Source organism: Mycoplasma sp. 4463 (genome assembly GCF_048381515.1).
Lineage (GTDB): Bacteria > Bacillota_I > Bacilli_A > Mycoplasmatales > Metamycoplasmataceae > Mycoplasmopsis.
Window position 1 is genome coordinate 1 of record NZ_JBLWID010000033.1, and the last position, 5,691, is coordinate 5,691.

Here is a 5,691-nt window from a genome sequence, read left to right on the forward strand (position 1 = left end):
TTTAAAAGTATATTAAGATGTATTCAGACATTTTAATGAATTATTAAAATAACTATTCAGTTTTCAAAGAATATTTAGCACCTTTAATGGTGTTTTTTTATTAACTCAAACTATGAAAAAAAATATTTTGTTATATAATACCAATATATTTTAAAAAAGGGGCAAGCACATTGGGTAATTTAATCTATAAAACAAAAAATAGATTAAGAGCATTCTTCACAAATAAGGATTTAACGAAGAAGGCTATTTTTACTTTACTCATGTTGGCTATCTATATTTTAGGAACGACTATAACGTTACCATTTGTAAAAATTAAAAATGAAGACGCAATTAGTAGTAACTCTTTTTTAAATACATTAAACTTAATTGGCGGTGGAGGACTTAGACAGTTCTCACTATTTGCTTTAGGTATTAGTCCATTTATTAATGCTTCTCTTATAATGATGATTTTACAATCAAAAATATTCCCTCCAATCTATAAATTAAGTCAGAGTGGACCGCAAGGTAGAAGAAAAATAAATATTATTACTAGATTGTTAACAATTGTTATTGCTTATCCACAAGCTGTTTTCTTAATTAAAACGCTTGGTAATGGAAATAGTCAATTCATTGAGTTGGATGGATACGGAATTGTGTCAAAAGAATTCTTAACATTCTTTATGATTCCGATGATTTTAACTTCTGCTTCATTATTTGCTTTATTTATTTCAGAACAAATTACAAATAAAGGAATTGGAAATGGAACAAGTTTAATTATTTTCACAGGTATTGCTGCTAGATTACCATTCCAATTTAAAGAAGCATTCTTACATTACATAGGTGTTGATTTATCTGGTTCAAGTGGGGAACTTGTTGGTATAGTCAATTTCTTTACATATATACTTGTTTACTTACTTGTTTTAATGATTATAGCTATTGTTTATGTAGCAGAAAGATATATACCTATCCAACAAATAGGAGCAGGTAGATCTAAATCTAAAAAAGACATTGGTTATTTACCTATTAAACTAAATCCAGCCGGAATTATGCCTATTATCTTTGCTATGATGGTTTTATCATTCCCAACAATGATTGCAAACATACTACCAGATGACAATGCATCAAAACAATGAATTAACCAAAATATGCAATTTACCCAACCAATCGGATTTACATTACTTATAGTTGTCATTTTTGCATTTTCATTAGTCATGGGAATTCAACAATCAAAAGTTGATAAGATAGCTGAAGATTTTGCTAAAAATTCAACATTTATTCCAGGAGTAAGACCAGGAGAAGAAACACAAGATTACTTAATTGGGATTGTATTTAGATTAAGTGTGTTTTCATCATTCTATTTATTAGCATTAGGAAGTATGCAATTTATTGAAATTATGGCTGGTATTTTACCTAGTGTAATTTCATTTGGTGGTACAGGACTTATGATTTTAGTAAGTGTCGCACTTGAAACAGTAGGGCAATTACAAGCAAGAATTAAATCAAATAATTTATCAAAAGCAAAAAGAGAATCAATCAAAAATATTGAAAGCAACTCAGCAGAAAACGTAGAAGGTTTATTATGATAAATAAAATAAATAAAAATGTGATTTTTATGGGACAACCAGGAGCAGGAAAAGGTACTGTTGCTTCTTTATTGTCAAAAACAAGCAATTTAATTCATTTATCAACAGGTAACATTTTTAGAAACGAAATAGCGCAAAAAACTGAACTTGGTCTTAAGGTTCAAAATATTGTGACAACAGGTGGATATGTACCTGATGAAATCACAAATAAAATTGTTGAAAATGCAATCTTAAAATTAAAAGAAAATAACCAATTTTTTATCCTAGATGGTTTTCCTAGAACTAAAGCTCAAGCCGAGTTCTTAAATTCACTTAAAGACTTTGAATTTGTGGTTATTGAGCTTCAAGTAAATAATGAAGAAATCATTAAGCGTTTAAGTGGTAGAAGAACATGTGTAAATTGTGGTGCAGGCTACCATGTAGAATTCCAACCACCTAAAGTAGAAGGTGTTTGTGATGTTTGTTCTAATCAAATTATTCAACGTGCAGACGACACACCTGAACGTATTGAACACAGATTAAAAATCTATGAAGAACAAACAAAACCATTAATTGACTACTACAAATCACTCGATGAATTAAGAGTTGTAGATGCTTCAGCTACACCTGAAGAAGTTGCAAAACAGGTACTTGAAATTTTGCAAAAAAGTGATAAAATAAATAAACTTTAAAATATCTAACATATATGTTAGATTATTTTATTTTTTACAGAGAAAGGTGATCTAATTATGTCTTGAGTAAAAACAGAAGAAGAAATTCAAAAGATTACCAAATCTTGTCAAATCTTGGCAGAAGTCAAGCAAATAGTTTGAGACTTTGTAAGACCAGGGGTTTCTTTAAAAGATATTGATCAATTGGCTTTTAAAGAAATAATCAAACGTGGAGCCAAACCTGCATTTAAAGGTTATCAAGGTTTTCCAAGTACTGCATGTATATCAGTTAATGAACAATTGATCCATGGAATACCTACAGATCGTATTGTAGAAGAAGGTGACATTGTTAGTGTTGACTTAGGATGCATCTGAGAAGGTTTTTATAGTGATAGCGCCTTCACTAAACCAGTCGGAAAAGTTTCACCTCTAGATCAGAAACTTATTGATGTAGCCAAAGGAGCTTTTGAAGCTGGATTAAAAGCGATTAAAAAAGGTGCTAGAACAGGTGATATATCTTATGCAATAGGTGAATATATCCATAAGCACGGTTTATTTACACCAAGAGACTTTTGTGGTCATGGAATCGGAAGAAGATTGCATGAAGATCCTAATATTTTCAATGAAGGTAAAAAAGGAACTGGTCCATTACTTAAAGATGGTATGGTAATTTGTATTGAGCCAATGATTGCCCAAACTAATAAATTTATTCAACTTAGAGATGGGTGAACAATAGTTAGCGCCAATAATACAAGAACAGCTCATTATGAACACACTGTACTCATCAAAAATGGAAAAGGAATCGTGTTAACGAAAGGAATCTAATTGGCAAAAGATGCTATTAAAATAAAAGGTGTTGTCAAAGAAGTTTTTACAATTGATGATTATTCAGTAGAACTTGAAAATGGCATCACAATTAAAGCTCATATTTCTGGAAAGATGAGAATTAACCACATTCGTATCTTACCAGGTGATTCAGTTGATGTCGAAGTAAGTCCTTATGATACAACACAAGGACGTATTACTTACAGACACAAGTAATAAGGAGAACTAATGAAAGTTAGAGCAAGTGTTAAAAAAATGTGTAAAGACTGTAAAATCATTAAACGTAGAGGAATTATCCGTGTTATTTGTGTTCAACCAAAACACAAACAAAGACAAGGGTAATTGTTAGAAAGGATTTTAAATGGCTAGAATTTTAAACGTCGAAATCCCAAACAATAAACGTGTTGTTATTTCATTAACATACATTTATGGAATTGGAAGAACATTAGCAAAAGAAATTTGTAAAGTAGCAAACATTAGCGAAGATGCTCGTGTAAAAGATTTATCAGAAGAAGAATTATCAAGAATTCGTGAAGCAGCTAAAGTTTACACAACAGAAGGTGACTTACGTAGAGAAGTTTCATTAAACATCAAACGTTTAATGGAAATCAAATGCTACCGTGGAATGAGACACCGTAAAGGATTACCAGTTCGTGGACAAAGTACTCAAAAGAATGCTCGTACACGTAAGGGCCCAAGAAAAACTGTAGCAGGAAAGAAAGGTAAATAATAATGGCTCGTAAAACTAAGAAAAAGAACATTACAAGTGGTGTAGCACACATCCACTCAACAAACCAAAACACAATTGTTACTTTTGCTGATGAAAACGGGAATGTTATTGCTTGAAGTTCAGCAGGAGCAATTGGATACAAAGGTACTAAAAAGAAAACTCCATATGCTGCTGGTTTAGCTGCACAAGCTGCTGCCGAAGCTGCTAAAGAACACGGAATCAAAACAGTTAAAGTTGAATTAAAAGGTCTTGGAGCTGGAAAAGATGCTGCTAGAAAACAAATCGAAGTTAGCGGTATTACAGTAACAGAAATCAAAGACGTTACACCAGTTCCACACAACGGAACAAGACCACCAAAACGTATCTTAAAACGTGAACGTATGAAAAAATAATTCAAAAGAGGTAAACAATGGAAAAAATGAAAAAATTGGTTTACTTAGATAAACCTGTAATCCACAAAAGAGATGATGTTGCTGAAACAACTTTTGTATTAAGAGGTCTTGAAAGAGGTTTTGGTAATACATTAGCTGTTCCTTTAAGAAGAACATTATTATCAACAATTTCATCATTAGCACCATTTGCAGTTAAAATCGAAGGTGTTGATCATGAATTCCAAACAATCAAAGATGTTACAGAAGATGTTATTACTTTATTAATGAATTTACGTAAAGTTCGTTTTGCTTACAACCCTAACATTGTTAAAGACAATGAAATTGTAAAAGTTACATTACAATCAGAAGCTCCTGGAGAAGTTACTTCAAGATCACTTAAAGTAGTTTCACACCCAGGTGTTCAAGTTATTGATACAAACATTAAGTTAGCTACAGTTATGAATGCTAAGGCTCTTAATGTTGAAATTTACTTACGTTCAGGACGTGGATTTGTTTCATTTGATGAAAACAAAGTGTACATTTCTAAACGTAAAAAAGATGATTTAGCTCCAATGAGTGACATTAAAAAAGGTGAATTTATCGCAGTTGATTCAAACTTCTCACCAATCAAAAAAGTTTACTACAACATCAAAGAAATGAACTCAGCTTCAAACAGAATTGAAGAAGAACTTGAGTTTAACATTGAAACAGATGGAACAGTAGATGCAAAAGATGCTCTTAGACAAGCAGCTGACATTTTAATTGGTCTTCTTGAAGTAATCGGAGACACAGATAAAATGAAAGTTGATATCTTTGAAGAAATCGTTGAAAAACAAGAAGAAAAACAAGAAGATGATATCGATATTTCACAAATGAACTTATCAGTTCGTTCAGCTAACGCACTTAGAAAAATTAAGAAAACTAAATTATCACAAATTAGAGAACTTACAGTTTCACAATTAGAGCAAACAAAGAACTTAGGTAGAAAATCAATTCAAGAAATCATTGATAAAGTTAAAGATTACGGTTTTGAATTAAGAGAAGGAGATGAGTAATATGGCAAACCCAACACAAATCTATTCACGTGACACTAAATGAAGAAACGGTGTGATGCGTTCACTTGTTAGTGAATTATACGTAAACGGAAGAATTGTTACAACTTTAACAAGAGCAAAAGAATTAAGAAGACACGCTGAAAAAATGATTCAAAAAGCTAAAAACCCTACATTAGCAAACAGACGTGCTGTTGCAGGTTTCTTACGTCCAATTAAAACTAAAGATGGTAAAGCTGTATTATCATACTTATTTGATGATATTGCACCAAAATACTCACAAAGAAACGGTGGATACACAAGAATTATTAAATTACCTCGCCGTCAAGGTGATTCAACACGTATGGCAATTATTGAATTAGTTTAATCTTTACTTTTTAATAATAAATATGAGTTTTATATATAAATATCAGTTTACATTCAAACTAAACTGGGACACAAAATATGGACAACGTCGTATTTTGTGTTTTTTATATTAAGGAGTGATTATGAAACAACTAA

The 5,691-nt window shown here is 31.3% G+C and carries 9 protein-coding genes; all 9 read left to right on the forward strand.

The window, feature by feature from the left end; translation table 4 throughout:
• The first annotated feature begins 170 nt into the window (after positions 1 to 170).
• From secY to rplQ, 9 genes are read left to right on the forward strand one after another with little or no spacing between them, the layout of a single operon-like run.
• Positions 171 to 1,565: a preprotein translocase subunit SecY gene (gene secY, locus ACNF36_RS02800; protein WP_418303656.1), complete on the forward strand. Its 1,395-nt coding sequence runs from the start codon at positions 171 to 173 to the stop codon at positions 1,563 to 1,565.
• Positions 1,559 to 2,233 carry a nucleoside monophosphate kinase gene (locus ACNF36_RS02805; protein ID WP_323176690.1) on the forward strand — a complete coding sequence of 225 codons (675 nt, stop codon included), beginning with the start codon at positions 1,559 to 1,561 and terminating at the stop codon, positions 2,231 to 2,233. The genes secY and ACNF36_RS02805 overlap by 7 nt, the downstream gene beginning before the upstream one ends.
• 57 nt (positions 2,234 to 2,290) lie before the next feature.
• Positions 2,291 to 3,037 (forward strand): type I methionyl aminopeptidase, encoded by a 747-nt coding sequence (map, locus tag ACNF36_RS02810; RefSeq protein WP_323176689.1) that lies wholly within the window; start codon positions 2,291 to 2,293, stop codon positions 3,035 to 3,037.
• Entirely contained in the window at positions 3,038 to 3,253 is a 216-nt protein-coding gene (gene infA / locus ACNF36_RS02815) for a translation initiation factor IF-1 (RefSeq protein WP_257089261.1), read from the forward strand. It begins immediately after the preceding gene.
• A 12-nt stretch (positions 3,254 to 3,265) separates the two neighbouring features.
• Positions 3,266 to 3,379 (forward strand): 50S ribosomal protein L36, encoded by a 114-nt coding sequence (gene rpmJ, locus ACNF36_RS02820; RefSeq protein ID WP_257089263.1) that lies wholly within the window; start codon positions 3,266 to 3,268, stop codon positions 3,377 to 3,379.
• A gap of 19 nt (positions 3,380 to 3,398) precedes the next feature.
• Positions 3,399 to 3,767 carry a 30S ribosomal protein S13 gene (gene rpsM, locus ACNF36_RS02825; protein ID WP_257089265.1) on the forward strand — a complete coding sequence of 123 codons (369 nt, stop codon included), beginning with the start codon at positions 3,399 to 3,401 and terminating at the stop codon, positions 3,765 to 3,767.
• Between the two features lie 2 nt (positions 3,768 to 3,769).
• Complete coding sequence (gene rpsK, locus ACNF36_RS02830) at positions 3,770 to 4,159, forward strand: 30S ribosomal protein S11 (RefSeq protein WP_257089267.1); 390 nt, start codon at positions 3,770 to 3,772, stop codon at positions 4,157 to 4,159.
• A gap of 17 nt (positions 4,160 to 4,176) precedes the next feature.
• Positions 4,177 to 5,193, forward strand: coding sequence for a DNA-directed RNA polymerase subunit alpha (locus tag ACNF36_RS02835; protein ID WP_418303657.1), 1,017 nt, complete (start codon positions 4,177 to 4,179; stop codon positions 5,191 to 5,193).
• Positions 5,186 to 5,557, forward strand: coding sequence for a 50S ribosomal protein L17 (rplQ, locus tag ACNF36_RS02840; protein WP_323176688.1), 372 nt, complete (start codon positions 5,186 to 5,188; stop codon positions 5,555 to 5,557). Before ACNF36_RS02835 ends, rplQ begins: the two co-directional genes overlap by 8 nt.
• Positions 5,558 to 5,691: the final 134 nt, after the last annotated feature.